This window comes from uncultured Methanobrevibacter sp. (assembly GCF_902784195.1).
Classification (GTDB): domain Archaea; phylum Methanobacteriota; class Methanobacteria; order Methanobacteriales; family Methanobacteriaceae; genus Methanobrevibacter.
On the sequence record NZ_CACZTX010000016.1, the window covers coordinates 1 to 16,136 of the forward strand.

The 16,136-nt window shown below is 31.5% G+C and carries 16 protein-coding genes and 1 tRNA gene; 12 read left to right on the forward strand and 5 right to left on the reverse strand.

Features of this window, described 5'->3' with window-relative positions; genetic code table 11:
• Positions 1 to 753: nitrogenase iron protein (locus tag QZU90_RS09195; RefSeq protein WP_296856800.1), on the forward strand; the 753-nt coding region annotated here is incomplete at its 5' end.
• Positions 754 to 1,355: 602 nt separating this feature from the next.
• The gene (locus QZU90_RS09200) at positions 1,356 to 4,055 is read left to right on the forward strand and encodes a right-handed parallel beta-helix repeat-containing protein (RefSeq protein WP_296856801.1); all 2,700 of its coding nucleotides are present in this window, start codon (positions 1,356 to 1,358) and stop codon (positions 4,053 to 4,055) included.
• 59 nt (positions 4,056 to 4,114) lie between these two features.
• Here QZU90_RS09200 and QZU90_RS09205 read toward each other — a convergent pair whose 3' ends face one another.
• From QZU90_RS09205 to QZU90_RS09215, 3 genes are all read right to left on the reverse strand, one after another.
• A complete protein-coding gene (locus QZU90_RS09205; protein ID WP_296856802.1) occupies positions 4,115 to 4,450 on the reverse strand; it encodes a DUF123 domain-containing protein in 336 nt (111 codons plus the stop codon).
• Positions 4,451 to 4,637: 187 nt separating this feature from the next.
• Complete coding sequence (locus QZU90_RS09210) at positions 4,638 to 4,976, reverse strand: DUF3795 domain-containing protein (RefSeq protein WP_296856803.1); 339 nt, start codon at positions 4,974 to 4,976, stop codon at positions 4,638 to 4,640.
• A gap of 27 nt (positions 4,977 to 5,003) precedes the next feature.
• Positions 5,004 to 5,942: a DUF1848 domain-containing protein gene (locus QZU90_RS09215; RefSeq protein WP_296856804.1), complete on the reverse strand. Its 939-nt coding sequence runs from the start codon at positions 5,940 to 5,942 to the stop codon at positions 5,004 to 5,006.
• A 108-nt stretch (positions 5,943 to 6,050) separates the two neighbouring features.
• On the opposite strand from QZU90_RS09215, the gene QZU90_RS09220 reads away from it, so the two are divergent.
• From QZU90_RS09220 to QZU90_RS09245, 6 genes are all read left to right on the forward strand, one after another.
• Positions 6,051 to 6,464, forward strand: coding sequence for a DUF371 domain-containing protein (locus QZU90_RS09220; protein ID WP_296856805.1), 414 nt, complete (start codon positions 6,051 to 6,053; stop codon positions 6,462 to 6,464).
• 107 nt (positions 6,465 to 6,571) lie between these two features.
• Positions 6,572 to 6,658 (forward strand) — tRNA-Leu (locus QZU90_RS09225).
• 201 nt (positions 6,659 to 6,859) lie between these two features.
• Positions 6,860 to 7,705: a UTP--glucose-1-phosphate uridylyltransferase GalU gene (gene galU, locus QZU90_RS09230; protein ID WP_295606195.1), complete on the forward strand. Its 846-nt coding sequence runs from the start codon at positions 6,860 to 6,862 to the stop codon at positions 7,703 to 7,705.
• 114 nt (positions 7,706 to 7,819) lie between these two features.
• Positions 7,820 to 8,365, forward strand: coding sequence for a hypothetical protein (locus QZU90_RS09235; protein WP_295606198.1), 546 nt, complete (start codon positions 7,820 to 7,822; stop codon positions 8,363 to 8,365).
• Positions 8,366 to 8,420: 55 nt separating this feature from the next.
• Positions 8,421 to 9,392 carry an NAD(P)-dependent oxidoreductase gene (locus QZU90_RS09240; RefSeq protein ID WP_295606201.1) on the forward strand — a complete coding sequence of 324 codons (972 nt, stop codon included), beginning with the start codon at positions 8,421 to 8,423 and terminating at the stop codon, positions 9,390 to 9,392.
• A gap of 77 nt (positions 9,393 to 9,469) precedes the next feature.
• Positions 9,470 to 10,150, forward strand: coding sequence for a glycosyltransferase family 2 protein (locus QZU90_RS09245; protein ID WP_295606204.1), 681 nt, complete (start codon positions 9,470 to 9,472; stop codon positions 10,148 to 10,150).
• Between the two features lie 363 nt (positions 10,151 to 10,513).
• Here the strand turns inward: QZU90_RS09245 and QZU90_RS09250 are convergent, their stop codons facing one another.
• Complete coding sequence (locus QZU90_RS09250) at positions 10,514 to 11,410, reverse strand: ABC transporter ATP-binding protein (protein WP_295606207.1); 897 nt, start codon at positions 11,408 to 11,410, stop codon at positions 10,514 to 10,516.
• 39 nt (positions 11,411 to 11,449) lie between these two features.
• Positions 11,450 to 12,229 (reverse strand): ABC transporter permease, encoded by a 780-nt coding sequence (locus tag QZU90_RS09255; RefSeq protein ID WP_295606211.1) that lies wholly within the window; start codon positions 12,227 to 12,229, stop codon positions 11,450 to 11,452.
• 346 nt (positions 12,230 to 12,575) lie between these two features.
• Here QZU90_RS09255 and QZU90_RS09260 point away from each other — a divergent pair, with 346 nt between their 5' ends.
• From QZU90_RS09260 to QZU90_RS09275, 4 genes are all read left to right on the forward strand, one after another.
• Positions 12,576 to 12,794 (forward strand): TIGR04165 family Cys-rich peptide, encoded by a 219-nt coding sequence (locus tag QZU90_RS09260; RefSeq protein WP_295606213.1) that lies wholly within the window; start codon positions 12,576 to 12,578, stop codon positions 12,792 to 12,794.
• A gap of 72 nt (positions 12,795 to 12,866) precedes the next feature.
• Positions 12,867 to 14,006: a TIGR04083 family peptide-modifying radical SAM enzyme gene (locus tag QZU90_RS09265; RefSeq protein WP_296856806.1), complete on the forward strand. Its 1,140-nt coding sequence runs from the start codon at positions 12,867 to 12,869 to the stop codon at positions 14,004 to 14,006.
• 293 nt (positions 14,007 to 14,299) lie between these two features.
• The gene (locus QZU90_RS09270; RefSeq protein ID WP_296856807.1) at positions 14,300 to 14,797 is read left to right on the forward strand and encodes a hypothetical protein; all 498 of its coding nucleotides are present in this window, start codon (positions 14,300 to 14,302) and stop codon (positions 14,795 to 14,797) included.
• A gap of 59 nt (positions 14,798 to 14,856) precedes the next feature.
• A complete protein-coding gene (locus QZU90_RS09275; RefSeq protein ID WP_296856838.1) occupies positions 14,857 to 16,083 on the forward strand; it encodes a hypothetical protein in 1,227 nt (408 codons plus the stop codon).
• The last annotated feature ends 53 nt before the right edge of the window (positions 16,084 to 16,136 follow it).

The following is a 16,136-nucleotide window of genomic DNA, read 5'->3' on the forward strand; positions in this document are numbered from 1 at the left end:
AGTACCACAGTAGCCAATATTGCCGCCGCATACAGCAGGGCAGGAAAGAAGGTCATGGTTATTGGATGCGATCCAAAGGCAGACACTACAAGGACTCTCTGCGGCAGGAGGATATCAACTATCATCGACACTTTAAAAGACAATAAGAAGCCTGAGCTAGGAGACCTTGTATATGAAGGCTTCAACGGCATCAAATGTGTGGAAAGCGGAGGACCGGAGCCTGGTGTAGGATGTGCAGGCCGTGGAGTCATCGTTGCCATGAAACGTTTGGAACAGCTTCATGCATTTGACGAGCAGTTTGATGTCATACTTTATGATGTGCTTGGAGATGTTGTCTGCGGAGGCTTTTCAGTTCCATTAAGAGAGGATTATGCAGATGAGGTATTCATTGTATCTTCAGGAGAGTACATGTCTTTGTATGCTGCAAATAATATCACAAAGGGAATAAACAAGCTCAAGGGCAACCTTGGAGGAATAATCTGCAATCGCCGTGGAACAGATAATGAAATAGAGATTGTGGAGTCATTTGCTGAAAAAATCGGAACCAAGGTCATAGGAATAATAGAGCGAAGCAATTTGATTCAAAGAAGCGAATTGGATGCAAAAACAGTGGTGGAGTATGCTTCGGATTCTGTTGAGGCTGAAGCTTATTATGGGCTGGCTGATGACATATTTGAAAATGAGAATTATTCCATACCAGAGCCAATGGACAATGATGAATTTGAAGACTTTTTCAAGTCTTTTCTGGATTGATTTTACTCTTGATCTAATCTAATTTTTTTAATTTTATCTTTTTCTAATTTTTTTAATTTTGTTCTGGACTTTATTACTTTTTTACTTATAATCATCTATTTCATTACTTTTTTATAAAAAATTTTTAATAACGCTTTTTTTTTAAATTGCTAAAATAGTGTTTATTTTGATTTAAACTATAATTTTTAGGTTATCCAAATTTTAGTTAATTTTATATACTGCTTTGAATAGACTTTAAATTGCTCGTTAATTTTTTAAATTATTAATCTTGTAAATTATTAATCTTTTAAATTATTAATCTTTTAAATTATTAATTTTTTTTAAAAATTAATGGGTAACGTTTATAATCATATTCTTTCAGGAATAGAAAGGAGAATATTAAAATTATTTTTAGTGTTCTTCCTATATCCTAGATAAGAAATAGGAATTTAATGATTATAAATAAAATTTTCATTTTGTATTTAGTTTAATAATTATTTATTAAACACATGAATTATTTTATTTTTTCATTGATATTGTCCTGATTTTTTTATTAAAGAGATATTTAATAAAAATTCAAAGGTGATATTATTCTTAAAAATAAAATTAACAAAGTATTAATATTGCTTGTATTCATTGTATCCATTGGATCTGTTTGCGCAGCAGACAGCTCTGATTTCAGTGATGCAATCTCAGCAAATATTGATACAGAAAATTCATGTGCTATTGATAATGTTGATGTCTTAGATGAAAATAACTTAGGTCTTTGTGAAAGCCAAGCTATTGCAGAAGCAAGCGATGATGAACAAGCTTCATCAGATGCTATTGGCAGTGATGATTATTCCGATAAACTATCTGATGGGGACAGCGGAACATTCACTGATTTAAAAAATCTTATAAGCTCTACAAGTGAAAATGTAATTGAATTGGACAAGGACTACATATTTTCCGAAGGGGACAGTTTTCTTTCTATAGGCAAGACATTGACTATTAATGGTAACGGACATACAATAAATGGAAATAATCAATCATATATGCAGATCTCCGCTAAAAATTTCATACTGAACGATTTGAATATCGTTAATTGTACTCATAATTATGGCGGAGCTCTTGTATGGTCTGGATCTAACGGTGTAATGAATAATTGTACTGTTTCAGATAGTAGTGCTACATATGCTGGCGCAGTACGCTGGTCTGGCAGCAATGGATTAATTGCAAATTGTACATTCAATGGTAATGTGGCTGATAAAGAGGGAATCTCTTCTATGGGAGGAGCTATTCAAACACTTTCAGGTTCAAACATTACAATTTTCAATTGCACATTCAATGACAATTATGCTAATCAGTTCGGCGGTGCTATTCTTGTTGCAGCTAAAAAAACCACTATTGCCAACTGTACTTTTAATAATAATAAGGTAGGTAACGGTGAAGGTGGTGCCATAGCCATCATTCAAGCGGATTGTATATTTGAAAACAACACTTTCAATAAGAACTCCGCTACTAGAGGTGGGGCTATAGCAATATATAAAGACAATGTTGTTATAAGGGACAGCACTTTCAAGGAAAACCATGCCGAAGCGGCTGGTGCAATCCTTATTGATGCAAGCAATGCTCTTATAGATAATGATGTCTTTATTGACAATGCAGCAACCCGTTACAATGGCGGAGCCATAAGTGCTATCAGCGGTATCTTTCAAGGACAAGAATGGAAATATACTGCAAACAATGTTACAGTTAATAATTCCAAATTTGATGGAAATACTGCGAAGAATTACGGAGGCGCTTTAAGTCTCAACGCTCCAAATATCAGGGCATCAACATTTACTAATAACAAGGCAAACGGCTCTTTTGGAGGTGCGCTTTATACAGTAAATGGTAAGATTTCAGATTCCACTTTCTCAGGCAACACAGCCAATGTCGAGGGAAATGATGTTTATGCATTAAACACTCTTGCTTTAGAGGGTACAGAGATTCCTGATGAAAATAAGGAAGTCAAGTCTTTAGGCAATCTGTTGAAATTTGACCGTTATTATGATTCAAATGAAGAAATAGCATATATTGAAACTGAAGATGGCTATACTGGTCTTTGTATTGAAAAAGGCTTCCTTGAATCCCTTCGTGGTGTGGAAAATAATGACATGTCTATTATAAGAAACAGCATTTCAGGAGAGGATGTCAGCGATTATCTTAAAATACTCGTATTCAAATATTATCCTGAAAATGAGGCTTATAATTTACGCAGTTTTGTATGGAAATTTACTGACGAGGACTTCAGATCTTCCTCCAGCACAACTGTTAAATCAATAGTGGATTTATATGATGCCGGATTCAGAGTAAAAGACAATGGCACATGCAGACAGCTTGAGAATGGTACTTTCATATACTATGAATTCTCAACCATGGTGACTCCATCTGCAGTTCAGAATTTCATATTGTTCAAGGTGACTTATAAGGATTATAATGAATCTGTAAGCAAGGAATGTCTCAACAAGACTCCTTATGTCGGAGATATTGTGGAATTCCGCGTGAATGTAACAAATACTGGTGAAACCATTATCAACAATGCATTCATCAGCGATAAAAACTACAGTGACAATCTTGAATACAATGGCTGGAAAGCAGATGTGGGAAATTGGAAATATGACGACGATAGCAATACATGGGTATTATTGGATCCATTGGAACAAGATCAAACAGCATCCATTATTTTGTTCTTTAAAGTTTTGAATAATGGAACTTTGGAGAATAATGTTTCAGCAGGTGTTGATGGAATTGTTCTTGCCAACAATACCACTAATCTGACTGCTTATGCACCTAATTTGACTGTGGAGAAAATCAGCAATAATAAAACAGTCAAGGTTGGTGAAAAAATCAGTTTTACCATATTGTTAACTAACACTGGTGACTGCAATCTCACTGGAGTTTATGTTAAGGATAATTCGTATTCTGATGGCTTGAAATATGATAGTTTCATAGATGAGTCCGGTAAATGGACCTTTGATGGTGTTGACACATGGACTTACAATGGAGAACTTGCTCCTGGAGAGACCGCAAGTTTTGATATCGTATTTGAAGCATTGACTGCCGGTGTGAAAGTCAATACAGCTATTGCAGGATCTGATATTACAAATGAGACCAACAGCACTAATCAAACTGAAGTAAATGAGACTCCTGAGGATGAAACTCCTGAAAAGGATACTCCAAAGAAGATAGCAAATATTTCAAAAAATGTAGGAGTAGCAAATGCTACAGGTAATCCTCTATTTGCATTGGTGGCTGTTTTAGTTATATTATTTGGCATGCCGTTAAGACGTAGAAAATAGATTATGATTGATGTTATGTGCTTTTTCACATAACAATTTCTTTTTATTTTTGCTTTTTTTTATTTTACTTTATGCTTTTTTTTTAAATAGCTTAAGTTGTGATAATCCTTATCGATTTTTTCATAAGCATTTCTAGTGCTTGCTAAAGCATCTCTTTTTCTTTTAAAATAAATCAAATGTGAACTGCAGCTACAGTCTGAGCATCCAAAGCCTGGAATTTCCTCTCCGTCTTTTGATATGGATTCTGCAAGGTCGCATTCGATTCTTTCCTCTGAAATATTGAATAAAATGTCTCGGATATGGCAATCGGGGCTTTTCAAGAGGTAATCGATATGCCAGTGCATCTTCTTCTCATCTGATAAGTGCCTGTTTAGGCGGGGAACTAATGAATTCATTGCTGATTATGCATGTTATGTAGATGTCCTATGTCAAGTTTCTCACTTTTTTTCATAGATATGATTAAACAATATGTTCCTTTCATAATTTAACAACTTTTAATTTTATTTTTAATAATATTAATCGTTATTTTTTTTAAATTAATGGAATGTTTTTGTCCATAAATTATTATGTGTACATGTTTAGCTATTTTAGGTTTTTTAAATTTTTTAGTGCATCACTATTGTTTTTATGAATCATTCCAACTTTTTCACATTCACCAAGTTCCACGCAATCTGCACATGTTTCATATTTTCTTGCTGAAGCGCATTTCCTTATAGGGCAGATTGAATCACAGAAGGGAGTTTTCACTCCATCGATACGACAACCTACACAATTGATCATTTCTGGACTTATTTTCACTTCATTTAATTCGCTCCAAAGCTTTGAAACTTTTTCACGTAGTTCATTATCATCATTCACTGTTGCTATGCGAGCTTCACAGCTCTCACAATCCAATCCGCAATATGCAATGTATTCATTCATAATAATCCCCTTATTGATTTTTTATTTTTAGAATAATTTTGTTTGTCTAGTGCTGTCATTTATTATAAGACTTTTTTGATTCATCTCTTTAATGATGTCATCTTCCTTGATTTCTCCTATTAGAATCGGAGATTTTGGATCATGAAGTTTCAAGTTTCTTTTAACCAATCTCTTATTTGAATTTGCATAGCAGTATAGGCAACCATGACCACATGTGTTGTATTCCCCTATATCATTATTCAAAAGGCAATAGCACTCTCCATTTCTTGCCTTTTGTTTAGGAATATTCAGATTTTTATTTATTGCCCTTTCAATTACCTCTTTTGTCATGCAGCCGCTTGAATCTATGCCGAATTTGTCTAATTCAGTTCCTTCTACGCATGTTTTAATTCTTATGTTATTTTCATTTCCTATTCGAGCAAATTCTTTCCCTATCTTTAATCTTTCGTCTTTAGTCACTTCTTTGGCTTTAGGAAAATTTCGTTTTGTCTTTTCATATAGGTCAATAAAGCTTATGATTGCTTCAGTTGTATAATCTGATAATGAATTTATTATATATTCAAATGATTCAATGTGCTTTTCCAAAGTGTATTTCTCATTGATGAAGATTGGATCATACCTTAATGTCACATTTTCCTTTCCTAATTTTTTAGAAAGGTATTTGAAGCTTTCTAAAACATCATTCATTGGAGGGATATTTGGCTCTATCTCCTTTTCATAAGGAGTGATTGTTATATGCCAATACTGATTGAATTTGTCTATCTTTTCAAGATTTTCAAACATTGGCTTTGGATTTTTAGTACAGAAGATTATGCAATCTATAAGTTCCGGATCTAATCTATAGGAATATATTTGGTTCTTTGCATATGGATTCCTTACATAAACGAATCCATCATCTATCCTATTATAGAACCATTCGCTAAAAAATCCAGGAATGTCTGTTCTTAAGCCAGTATTTAATATCATTTGAAGCTCCATTTTATGATAATTCAATATATTTATTAGTTTTCATATATCTATTTGGATTTGGTTTTTTAAAAATATTTTTATAAAATAATTTGCATAACTCTTATTATGAATTTTAAGATTATGGCAAAGGGACATGAAAACGTATTGTCTTTGCATAAATCCACATTTGAAATAACAAAGGATAAGGACTTGAGCCTTGCTGGAGATTGCATTATCGGATTGGATATTGACAAGTCAATGGAGGATTTTCCTGATGAATTCAAGGAAAAGCTGGCTAATGATGATACTAAAGTCATAGTCGAATTAAAGACTCCCAATGCATCTGATACTATAGAGGGCTATGGTCATCATGATTTAACCCTGTCTCATCCAACAGATATCGTTTGCAGAAAAAGCACTTTTGTATGCTCTAGAACCTTAATGATAAAATCTAATAAGGCAGCTATTGATTTAAATAGGGATTTGATTAAGGATTTGGCTAATGGTGAATCTATGGAGGTTAATATAATATTATATTAACTATAATCTTATTTTTTCTTTTATTTTGTAGTAAGATTTAAATAAGATAATAAATATATTATATAGTACTGTATTATTAATATGGTTAATTTTATTCTATTTTTAATGCAGGGGTGGTCGAGCGGTCAAAGGCGCTAGGTTGAGGGCCTAGTGGGTTAGTCCCTTCGCGGGTTCGATTCCCGTCCCCTGCACCATTTTTATAATTATTCATGACTATTTTAATTCTTTTTATTCTTTTTATTCTTTTCATTATTAATTTTGCATTAATATGATTGCTTATTTTTTTAAAATGCTATTTTTTCATCATATTTATATATTTTTATTAATAAAATTAATAATATATAAATTCTTTAATGTTTAAGAATTTTAAATTCTAATTTATTTGAGGTGTAATGATGAAGGCAGTAATTCCAGCAGCAGGTTTAGGAACAAGATTCTTGCCTGCCACTAAAGCTCAACCAAAAGAAATGTTGCCTGTTTATGATAAACCAACCATTCAATATGTAATAGAGGAATCCGTAAACTCTGGTGTAGACGATATATTAATTGTTACAGGTAAAGGTAAAAGGTCAATTGAGGATCATTTTGACAGATCCTTTGAATTGGAACATCATTTAAAAACTAAAGGCAAAGAGGATTTTTTAAAGGAAATTGAATATATCTCCGAATTGGCAGATATTCATTTCATAAGACAAAAAAAGCAAAAAGGTCTTGGAGATGCTATTTATTGTGCAAAAAAACATATTGGAAATGATCCTTTTGTAGTTATGTTAGGGGATACAATCACTAAAGATGCTGTCCCATGCACAAAGCAATTAATTGATATCTATGAAAAATATGGCAAATCAGTTATTGCATTAGAAGAGGTTCCTGATGAAAAGGTAGAAAGATATGGTATTATTGGTGGTGAAGAGATTGAACCTAATATCTATAAAATCGATAAATTGGTTGAAAAGCCACCTTTAAGAGTTGCACCAAGTAATTTGGCAATTATGGGAAGATATGTTCTCACTCCTGATATTTTTGATTGCATTGAGAATGTAGAGCCAGGTTATGGTGGAGAAATTCAATTGACTGATGCATTGTCTAAATTAGATGAAATTTATGGTCAAGTATTTAAAGGCCAATCTTATGATATTGGTAATCGTATTGATTGGTTAAAAACTTCTTTAAAATTTGCTTTAGAAGATGAAAAAGCTAAAGAAGATATTTTAAATTTCATAAAGAATGAAATTATGTAATTGTTTATTGAATGAATTTTAGTAATATTGGATAATTTTTATTTCAATATTTTTTTAATATTGGATAAATTTTTTAATTAATTTATTTAAGATATCCTTAATTAAAGTGATTCAATGATTAATGAAAAAAGTCCTCAGGAAGAGATTGAAGAATTAAAGATACAACTTTCCAATTATCGCAAGGAAAACCGTATTCTTAAGGAAAGGTGTGAATCTTATGAAGATAGGATAGAGCATTTTGCCATTGAAAGAGAAAATCTTTCAAGGGATATAATGCATTTTGAATCATTGGAATTGGAAGTAAGACAATATGATATTGAAGAGTTGGCTCTAGAGACTAAAAAATTGAATCATAGGGTAGATGTACTTAGAAGATATCTTAAGTCTGAAAGGGAGGATAATGAAAAATTAAATGAATTGATTAATAAATTGACTAAAGAATTGAATGATGCCAATTATGAAATTGCTAATCTGGAAAGAGACTTGAGGAAATCACGGATTCGTCAGAATCAAAGGACATTCTTTTTGGAAAACCGTTTGGACATAGCGTATACAAAATTGGCTGAGATGAAATACACTTTAAATGAATTTGATGAATTAGGATTTTTTGAAAGGGTAAGAGGTAAAAAACCTAAAAGCTTAGAGAAAAATGACATTTAGTTTTTTGTTTATTTGAATTGGAATTTTATAATATTTATTGTTAAAGGTGTTTTTTATGGAAACTCAAAGAATTATGGTTACTGGTGGAAGCGGATTTATAGGAACTAATCTTGTAAATGAACTTAGAAATAGAGGACATGAAGTTTTATCTGTTGATTTATTGCATCATGAGGATGAGGCGGATTTATACTCTGATTCTTATTCTGACTATGTAAGAGGAGATATTCGTAACTATCGTCAAATGGAAAGAATCTTTGATGATAATGAAAAGTTTGATTATGTTTACAACTTAGCTGCAGAATATGGAAGATGGAATGGTGAAGGATATTATGAAAACCTTTGGGAAACCAATGTAATAGGTTTAAAGAACATGATCCGTCTTCAAGAGAAATTAGGATTTAGAATGATTTCATTTTCATCTGCAGAAGTTTATGGTGATTATGAAGGAATCATGACTGAAGATGTTATGGAAAACAGGCCGATTAAGGATACCTATCAAATGAATGATTATGCTATTTCCAAATGGGCTGGAGAATTGATGTGCATGAACTCTGCAACCATGTTTGGAACTGAAACTGTAAGAGTTCGTCCTGTAAATTGTTACGGTCCTCATGAAGCTTATTCTCCTTACAAAGGCTTCATTCCTATTTTCATTTATAAAGCACTTCATGGATTACCTTATTCTGTTCATAAAGGTCATAAAAGAATTATTGATTATGTTGAAGATACTGCAAATACCTTTGCAAATATAGTTGATAATTTCATTCCAGGGGAAGTCTACAATGTTGGAAGCAAACAGGAATGGGAAATGACTATTGAAGAGTATTCTGACTTAGTTTTAGAAGCTGTAGGAATTGATGATTCATTAGTGACTTACACTCCTGCTGAAGCTTTCACCACTAAAGTCAAAACTATTGACTTTTCTAAAGCTATCCGTGACTTAAAACATGATCCTAAAGTTGATCCTAAAGAAGGAATCAGAAGAACTGTTGAATGGATGAAATGGTATTATAGGATTGAAGATTAATTCTTAATCTCAATTTTATAATCAAATTTTTTTACTATTTTTTTAATTTTTTAATTAATACATTTTTAAGTGATAAAATGGAAAGGATAGTGGCTATCATACCGGCTTACAATGAGGAAGATGCTTTACCTGATGTCATAGGTGGAACTTTAAGGCATGTAGATGAGGTTATTGTTGTTAATGATGGAAGCAGTGATAAGACTGCTGAAGTAGCTATTGGAGCAGGGGCTCGTGTGATTAGCCATAGCATTAATTTAGGCAAGGGTGAAGCATTGAAATCAGGTTTTAAAGCTGTGGATGATGATTCTATCATTGTTACAATTGATGGTGACGGTCAGCATAATCCTGATGAGATTCCTGATTTGATAATGCCAATTATTGAAGATGGTGTGGATTTGGTTAATGGTAGCCGGTATATGAATGGCCCTGAGGAAAACACTCCTGCATATAGGAGAGTTGGACAAAAGGTTTTGGATATTGCAACCAACATCTCTGCAGGAATTAAGATCACAGATTCTCAAAGTGGTTTCAGAGCATTTTCTTCAAGCGCTAAAGATTGTTTCAGATTTAAAGATACTGGTTTTGGAATTGAAAGTGAAATGCTTGTTGATGCTGCAGAAGCCGGTTTAAAAATAGTTGAAGTTCCTATTACAGTTCGTTATGATGTTGATGGATCAACTAAAGACCCTATAACTCATGGAGTAGGTGTTTTATTCAATATAACTAAAGATAAAGTTCTCAGAACATTTAAAAGATAGTTGATTCATTCTTTTTTTTTAAATAATTTAATTATTTTGAAAGAAAAAATAGATTCCCAAAAAAATTTAAGATAATTAATTTTTTCGAATAATAAAAAATAGGGGTGTATAATAAATTTAAAATTAATTAATTTTTTCGAATAATAAAAAATAGGGGTGTATAATAAATTTAAAATTAATTAATTTTTTCGAATAATAAAAAATAGGGGTGTTATAATAAATTTAAAATTAATTAATTTTTTCGAATAATAAAAAATAGGGGTGTTATAATAAATTTAAAATTAATTAATTTTTTGATAATAAAAAAAGATTTAGCTTAAAAAATAAGCTAAATGAAATCTTTTTATGAATAAACTAAAAAAATTAGAAACGTTTAGGTTTCAGTTTTTTGGTTTTTTCTTTGCTTGCATTTTTTGCAGCTTCTTCATATTTGTCACAAACAGAATTTACTTCACCAATATCCACTACTTTTCCTTTATCAATCCAAATTGCCTTATCGCATATGTTTCTAATCTCTTTAATTGAATGTGAAACAAGTAAAACTGTTGTATTTGATTCCATCAATGATTTAATTTTTTCTTTACTTTTCTTTTTAAAATTAATGTCTCCAACACCAAGAACTTCATCAAGAATTAGAATATCCGGATCAACAATTGTTGCTATTGAAAATCCAAGTTTTGATAGCATTCCAGAAGAATAATTTTTTACAGGAAGATTGATAAATTCTCCAAGTTCTGAAAATTCAAGTATTTCATCATATTTTGATTTTAGAAATTCTTCATCATATCCGAGGATTGCTCCATTTAAGAAAATATTCTCTCTTCCAGAATAGTTTTTATCAAATCCTGCCCCTAATGATAAAAGAGGAGCTATGTTTCCATTAATGATTACTTCTCCTTCATCAGGAGTGTATACTCCAGAAATAATTTTAAGTAAAGTACTTTTTCCAGCACCATTAAAACCTATAATTCCGATTTTTTCACCTTTATAGATTTTAAATGACACGTCATCAGTAGCTTTAAAAATAGTTTTTTTCTCTTTAGTCCTATTTAATGTCCTAATGACATATTCCTTTAGGTTATCAATCTTATCATTGCCTATTTTAAAACTTAAGGATACATGTCTTAATTCAATTGAGACATTATCCTCAGCACTGCTTTCTAAAAGTTTTTCTTCTTTTTTAGGTGAGATAATATTCTTAAAAAAATTGATAATTCTTTTTAATGCATTATCTTTTTCTTTTTCTTTTTCTTTGTTCATATTATCTCTCCATGATTATAATTATTAAAATTTCAATGTTTAGAGTTCTAGAGTAAGCTTATCTTGATACTTTCTGAATAAGATGATTCCTATAATGAATATTACTATAGAGAAAACAAAAGTAGTAATCATTATTTTTTGTGAAGGGAATCTTCCAAACATTATAAATTCTCTAAATTGTGCAATAATACCATAAATAGGGTTAAGTTCCATATATCCTCTAACTGGTTGTGGGACGATGCTCATTGGGTAAAATATTGCACAGGCATAAGTAAGTAAACTTGTAAAAATCTTGTATAAGTATTCCATATCAGTAAATTTGGTACATACAATTGCTAAAATTAACCCTACCCCTGTAATTAATATAAATAAAGTTGCAATAGGGATTATTGCAAATAGGGACATAAAATAAAAAGGGGATTTTGTAGCGATCATAATTGCTATCATTACTATCAATGACATTAGGAAATTAAGAAATTCAGAGCAAATGTTACCTAAAGCAAATATGTATCTAGGAACATAAATTTTTTGTAAAATGCTTCTATTCCTTTTTATTGAAGTCATTGCGGATTTTGTACCTGCATTGAAAAAGTCAAGAGTACATCTTCCTGCCATAAAGTAAACTGGGAAATTTTCAATACTTTTAGCAAATATTGTAGAAAATATTGCTGTTAAAATAGCCATTTGTATTAAAGGATTTAGAAAACTCCAAAGAATTCCCAGTACTGAATCTTTATATTTGGAAGTAAAATTCTTTTTAATTAATTGTCTTAATAAAAAATTTTCGCTTGTTCCTTTTTTCAAAAGTTCTAATGTCATAATGTTTACCTTATTAAGTAGAATAATAATATATTAAATATATCTTTTATAAGTATATAAAATTATTTATAATCTTTTATAATATTTATTTAGTAAAAGATTATATAATCTTTTGGATTTAAGTTATGATTAAATTTTACAAATCTTGGTATGTTTTTTTAGGGAAAACCTATATGAAAAATAAATAATTGAATATCTAAATTAATTAATTATTTAAAATCATTAAATTATTTAAATTAATTGAATTATCTAAATTATTTAAATTAATTAAATTATATTAATAATGACAAACAATATTATAATAATAAAATATAATTTTATTTTTAAAAATTAAGGAGAGATAAAAATGAAATTTGAAGATTTAATTGCAAAATGTCCTAAATGCGGTTCTACTGATAAGACTGCTCACAGGAGATTCATTGATAATCATCATGCACATGCTGAATTAAAGGAATTTAAATGTGACAATTGCGGATATGTTTTTGAAACTGGTAATGATGTGGAAAAATCAGAAGAGGAAACAATTAAAAAAGACCTCATAGGTGAATTAAATAAAAAATTGTAATATTTCTTTAAAGGATAAAAGCAAGTGCTTTCATTTGCTATATCTTTTTAAATTTATTTTTTGAGGGATTAAATGACTTTTCATGTAATGATCATACCAACTTTAGGATGCCCATCTAACTGTGCCTATTGTTGGGGTTCTGAAGAAAATGCAGAATTAATGGATATTGATGTTATAAATCAAATTGTCAAATGGCTAGCTAATTTCAGGGATGAACCTGTACATTTTACTTTCCATGGTGGAGAGCCATTGCTTGCAGGTTATGAATTCTATGAAAAGGCACTTCCATTGCTTAATGATGCAACCACTCATGAAACTGAAGGTTTTTCCCTACAAAGTAATTTATGGCTTTTAGATGAAGATATGGCTAAATTATTCTCAAAATATAATATAGCTATCAGTACAAGTATTGATGGTCCTAAAGAGATTAATGATTATCAAAGAGGTGAAGGATACTTTGATAAAACTATGAAATCAGTTAAATTAGCTACTGATAATGGCATACAAATCAACTTTGTTTGCACTTTCACTTCATATTCCAAGGATTTCTCCGATGAGATTTATGATTTCTTTAAGCAAAATGGATTGAACTTAAAAATTCATGCTGCTTTGCCGTCCTTGCGTGGGGATAATGCAGATCCATGGGCACTTCCTCAAGAGGAACATGGAAAACTGTTAATCGATTGGTTAGATAAGTACTTGTACGACTTGGATAAGTTTGTTATAATGGACTTGGATCATATTGCAAAAAGCAGTCTTAGAAGAGTGGGAACTTTATGTACTTTTAATGATTGTATGGGTACTACTCTTGCTGTAGGTCATGACGGTTCAATTTACCCTTGCTATCGTTTTGTTGGAATGGATGAATACGTAATGGGAAATGTATACGATGAGCCTTCCATGGAAGACTTGGAGAAATCTGAGGCATGGGAAAAACTAATGGAATTCAAGAATTTTGTTGATGAGGACTGTGCAGATTGCAAGTTCATTAAATTCTGCAGAGGAGGATGCCCATATAATGGAATAGTGGCAACCCAATCTCCAAGAGCTGTAGATCCACAATGTGAAGCTTATAAGATGATTTTTGGTGAAGTTTCTAAAAAAGCTAATGAAGACTTTAAGAAACATGCTATGGTCGCATTTGGTGGAGCTCCAAGAGTTAGAAAAGAAGGAGACCCATTTTCAATCATGGATTTAATGACTAAAATGTAATTTCTAATTACTTTTTCTATTTTTTTATTATTTTCATTTTCTTTATTTTATTTTCTATTTTCTTTTCTTATATTAACTTATTTTAACTCTTTCTATAATTGTACAAACTCTTTTTATAGATAACTATTAATAATATGTAAATTAAATAAATATTTATATTATACTTTATTTACGATTCTATTGAATTGTAGAGTTAATATAATCTTAATTATTTATAGATTTATTTAAAAAGATTTATTTAAAAGCTTTTTAAAAATTTTTTAAATAATAATTTATATTTATAGAGGCATGTTATGTTTTTTAAAATTAGGAGAGATACTTTAATAATTCTATTATTAGCTTTTATCTTAATTGTTTGTGGTAGATTGATTATCTATGTAGCATATGCATCCTCTGCTGAAGTCGCTGAAGGTGTACCTATTGCAGGTATTATCGTTAAAGGAAATGATATAGTTCCTATTGACAGTATTCGTTATAATGTTCAGAACTCTGGTTTAAGAGAAGGCAGTTATATTGATGGAGATATCCTTAAGACATCCATACGGGAGCTGCCCGTGACTGAGGCCGAGGCAAATGCGGAGAAATTTGTTCGAAGATCAACAATTCCAGGTACAAAAATCGCCCCTATTGCTGGTGCGGATGTTAGTGTAAATAGAGACACTGGTATTGTTACAGTTACTGTTATTGAAGATTTCTCAACCATTAATATTACAGGTAATAAGACTACAGCTGCTGATAATTCAAATCTAGAAAAATCAACAAGTGTTTATAATTATAGTATTGCTGGATAGGAGGTTAAAATTTGAGTAAAAAGTCTTATAAAATCATAGGTTTAATATTTTTAGTTTTAATGCTCTTTTCAGTAATGGCTGCTGCTTCAGCTACTTGTAACGTAATTGTTATTACTGATCCAACCGGTGAAGACCCAAATGGTGCTGCTGCAGGAAGTATGTCCTTTGCAAACAACATGTTCCAATCTTCATTCATCATGTCAAAGAATGATGGATATGCTATGCTTTCCGGGGGGGAAGGTAACGGTACAGAAAGGAACTATGCGATTATTGATGCACTTGGAGCTATGCAACATGGTTCCAGCCCAGCAGCGGCTGCTGCTTTAGCAAGCGGTTTTGATGGTATTCGTCTTGTTATTGGTGGACCTTCAATGGGTGCAGCTATTGGTGGGGACTATAATGCATATCTTGTAGTGGTGGATAATGATGGAACAGTCAGAATCACCCACCATGAAGGTGGTGTAGTGCAATTGCCACAAGGCTCTAAAGGAGCTATTATTCACTTAAGGAACAGTCAAGGTAACCCTAAGATGGGTACTGCAGACCGTGTACGTAGAGAAACTGCAGTAAACATCGGAAAAATGATTAGGGATGGATATCCTGCTACCTATATCGTTGGAAAAGCTATGGAAGAAGTAGCTAGAGATTCTGGTGAGAAATATGGTGGAGGTGCAGTTAACCTTGTATCATTAATCAGTACTGGAGACATGTTCGTACCTAAAGAAGTTAACACCACAGGTTATCCTATGGATGAAAATTACTCTAAAGTATGTCTTGACTGTGGTTGGGCTACTGGATACCCTGATGCGGAAAACTATAATGTCTGTCCAATCTGTAATCATGAACTGGAAGTACGTTCTGCTACAGATGTTTTGATTAATGAGATTACAATATCCAAGGATTCTGTTTCTGTTTCAGTTTACGGAAGTGAAAAAGCCGGTCTGGCGGATATTACCCGGGAGGTAGTAAAAGCATCAGTTAAGAAGTATGGTTATAATGCATCGACTATAGCGGGTTCAATTAATAAGGGTATCAATAATGGTCTTATCGTTGGTGTAGATTATGTTGAGCCTAGCGATTTAAACGTTAAACCTGATGTCCGTGCTGTAGGTGTATATTATAATCCATTGCCTAATGGTAGAACTTCTCCTGCATGGAATTTGCCTATCAATTCCATAGTGCTTACTATTTTAGGTTCTATTCAAACAGCAATCGGGTTTGTTTTAATAGTCTTAGTTGTATTTAGAACAAGATTATTGAAATCATTCAGAGACCGTATTTCATAAATTGGTTTTTAATCAATTTTTATTTTTTTATTTTTTTAACTTTTCATTTTTCT

What these genes read in the sequence shown, in the direction of transcription:
- QZU90_RS09205 (WP_296856802.1), bottom strand. Translation starts at nt 4,450, where the DNA reads ATGAATTCATTAGTTCCCCGCCTAAACAGGCACTTATCAGATGAGAAG.
- QZU90_RS09210 (WP_296856803.1), bottom strand. Translation starts at nt 4,976, where the DNA reads ATGAATGAATACATTGCATATTGCGGATTGGATTGTGAGAGCTGTGAA.
- QZU90_RS09215 (WP_296856804.1), bottom strand. Translation starts at nt 5,942, where the DNA reads ATGATATTAAATACTGGCTTAAGAACAGACATTCCTGGATTTTTTAGC.
- QZU90_RS09220 (WP_296856805.1), top strand. Translation starts at nt 6,051, where the DNA reads ATGAATTTTAAGATTATGGCAAAGGGACATGAAAACGTATTGTCTTTG.
- galU (WP_295606195.1), top strand. Translation starts at nt 6,860, where the DNA reads ATGAAGGCAGTAATTCCAGCAGCAGGTTTAGGAACAAGATTCTTGCCT.
- QZU90_RS09235 (WP_295606198.1), top strand. Translation starts at nt 7,820, where the DNA reads ATGATTAATGAAAAAAGTCCTCAGGAAGAGATTGAAGAATTAAAGATA.
- QZU90_RS09240 (WP_295606201.1), top strand. Translation starts at nt 8,421, where the DNA reads ATGGAAACTCAAAGAATTATGGTTACTGGTGGAAGCGGATTTATAGGA.
- QZU90_RS09245 (WP_295606204.1), top strand. Translation starts at nt 9,470, where the DNA reads ATGGAAAGGATAGTGGCTATCATACCGGCTTACAATGAGGAAGATGCT.
- QZU90_RS09250 (WP_295606207.1), bottom strand. Translation starts at nt 11,410, where the DNA reads ATGAACAAAGAAAAAGAAAAAGAAAAAGATAATGCATTAAAAAGAATT.
- QZU90_RS09255 (WP_295606211.1), bottom strand. Translation starts at nt 12,229, where the DNA reads ATGACATTAGAACTTTTGAAAAAAGGAACAAGCGAAAATTTTTTATTA.
- QZU90_RS09260 (WP_295606213.1), top strand. Translation starts at nt 12,576, where the DNA reads ATGAAATTTGAAGATTTAATTGCAAAATGTCCTAAATGCGGTTCTACT.
- QZU90_RS09265 (WP_296856806.1), top strand. Translation starts at nt 12,867, where the DNA reads ATGACTTTTCATGTAATGATCATACCAACTTTAGGATGCCCATCTAAC.
- QZU90_RS09270 (WP_296856807.1), top strand. Translation starts at nt 14,300, where the DNA reads ATGTTTTTTAAAATTAGGAGAGATACTTTAATAATTCTATTATTAGCT.
- QZU90_RS09275 (WP_296856838.1), top strand. Translation starts at nt 14,857, where the DNA reads ATGCTCTTTTCAGTAATGGCTGCTGCTTCAGCTACTTGTAACGTAATT.